The following is a 1967-nucleotide window of genomic DNA, read 5'->3' on the forward strand; positions in this document are numbered from 1 at the left end:
GTTGTGCCTGGTCCGGATCCGCGCCACCGCCCGGATCCGGACCAGGCACAACGGCCACACCACGACGGTCCCGCTCCTGCACAGCGACGGCCCCTTCCACCTGCGTCGGCTGCAGTCCCGCGGACCGTGGGCACGGGTCGGCGTGATCGGCGCGATGAGCGCGCCCCTGGGCGGGGACAGACTCGCACTCGACATCACCGCGGAGGCACGGACCCGGCTCGAAGTGACCACGGCGGCCGCCACCATCGCCCTGCGCGGCTCCACCGCCGACCCCGCCACCTACGACGTACGGCTCGCCGTCGGCCCGCACGCCTGCCTGAACTGGTTGCCCCAGCCGCTGATCAGCACCCGGGGCAGCACCCTGCGGCAGACGTTCGACGTGGACCTCGCCCCCACCTCCCGCCTGCTCCTGCGGGAGGAACAGGTCCTCGGCCGCACCGCGGAGCCACCGGGCCTCCTCTCCACCCGCCTGACCGTGCGGCGCGACGGACGGGCGATCCTCGACCAGCACACCGTCCACGGCGACCCGGCAACGGCGTGGAACGGCCCCGCCGTCCTCGGCGGTCACCGCACGACCGGGCAACTCCTCATCGTCGGACCGGAGGTGGACACCGACCGGAAACCCCTCGTGATCGGCGACGGCCCGGCGGAGGGGTGTGCGGTCATGGCCCCGCTCGCCGACGCCCCGGCGCTGCTGACCACCGCCGTCGCACCGACACCCGACCGTCTGCGCCGTCTCCTCGACGCGGCGCTCGCCCACGCCTCCGACGACACCTCACCGGTACCCGCCTCCGGCGGTTCACGGCACCACCCGGACACGACCGCGGGGCCCGCACCGGCCGCGGGGGACGGCCGGGACCCCCTCCCCGAGTGCCCGGGGGTGTGAAACGGCGGTCGCGGATCACCCGGGGACCGAGGACGGGACACCCCCGGTGAGGAAAGGGGCCGGTCATGGAAGGCATGCCGCCCGAGGGCGCCGCCGAGATCCAGTTCATCGGCAACGCCACCCTGCTGATCCGCTACGGGGAGCTGACGCTCCTGACCGATCCGAACTTCCTCCACCGCGGACAGTTCGCCCACCTCGGCTACGGACTGGTGTCGCGGCGGCGCACCGAACCGGCCCTCGACGTCGCGGAACTGCCGCACGCGGACCTGGACGCCGTGGTGCTGTCCCATCTGCACGGCGACCACTTCGACCGGGTGGCCCGGCGCGGACTGGACCGCGGTCTGCCGTTCGTGACCACCCCGCACGCCGGCCGCCTGCTGAAGGGCCTGTACGGCTTCCGCCACGCCACCGGCCTGCGCACCTGGCAGAGCCGCACGGTGCGGCACGGGGACTCCTCCGTGCGCATCACCGCGCTGCCCGGCCGTCACGGTCCCGGGCCGGCGCGGGTGCTGCTCCCCCCGGTGATGGGCAGTCTGCTGGAGTTCGGCGACCGCTCGGGGGAGATCCGTCTGGTCCTCTACCTCTCCGGCGACACCCTGATGTACGACGGCCTGCGGGAGATCCCCCGGCGCCACCCGGACATCCACCTGGCGGTCCTGCACCTGGGCGGCACCACCCTGCCGGGCGGGCTGCTGGTCACCATGGACGCCGCGCAGGGCGCCGACCTGCTCGACCTGGTGCGCCCGCGCAGGGCGATGCCCGTCCACTACGACGACTACACGGTGTTCAAGTCCCCGCTGGACGACTTCCTCGCCGAGGCCCGGCGTCGCGGCCACGGCGCGCGCCTCCTGCAGTGCCCTCCGGGCGAACGGGTGACCGTCGGCGCGCGGACCGCGCTCTGACGGGGCGCGTCCGCTCCGCCGCCCTCCCCCGTCACGGGTCGCCCGGTGCGTCGAGGCCGGTCAGCGCGCCGACGGGGTCGGGGTCGGGGGTGCCGCGGGGCCACCAGTCGTCGTGGCCCGGTTCGGACTCGTAGGCGTACCACAGGTGGTCGCGGCCGAAGCGGAGCTGGACGTGGCCC

The 1967-nt window shown here is 74.7% G+C and carries 2 protein-coding genes and 1 pseudogene; 2 read left to right on the top strand and 1 reads right to left on the bottom strand.

The features are described 5' to 3' along the window. Position 1 precedes the first annotated feature (1 nt). Positions 2 to 886: an urease accessory protein UreD gene (locus tag B7L92_RS00955; protein ID WP_255310704.1), complete on the top strand. Its 885-nt coding sequence runs from the start codon at positions 2 to 4 to the stop codon at positions 884 to 886. Between the two features lie 65 nt (positions 887 to 951). After that, on the top strand, positions 952 to 1788 hold the full coding sequence (locus B7L92_RS00960; protein ID WP_081235600.1) for an MBL fold metallo-hydrolase: 837 nt from the start codon (positions 952 to 954) through the stop codon (positions 1786 to 1788). Positions 1789 to 1819: 31 nt separating this feature from the next. On the opposite strand, the pseudogene B7L92_RS44025 reads toward B7L92_RS00960, so the two are convergent. Continuing rightward, positions 1820 to 1967, bottom strand: a pseudogene (locus B7L92_RS44025) (SWIM zinc finger family protein); the annotation flags it as partial.

The organism is Streptomyces viridosporus (assembly GCF_002078235.1).
Classification (GTDB): Bacteria; Actinomycetota; Actinomycetes; order Streptomycetales; family Streptomycetaceae; genus Streptomyces; species Streptomyces viridosporus.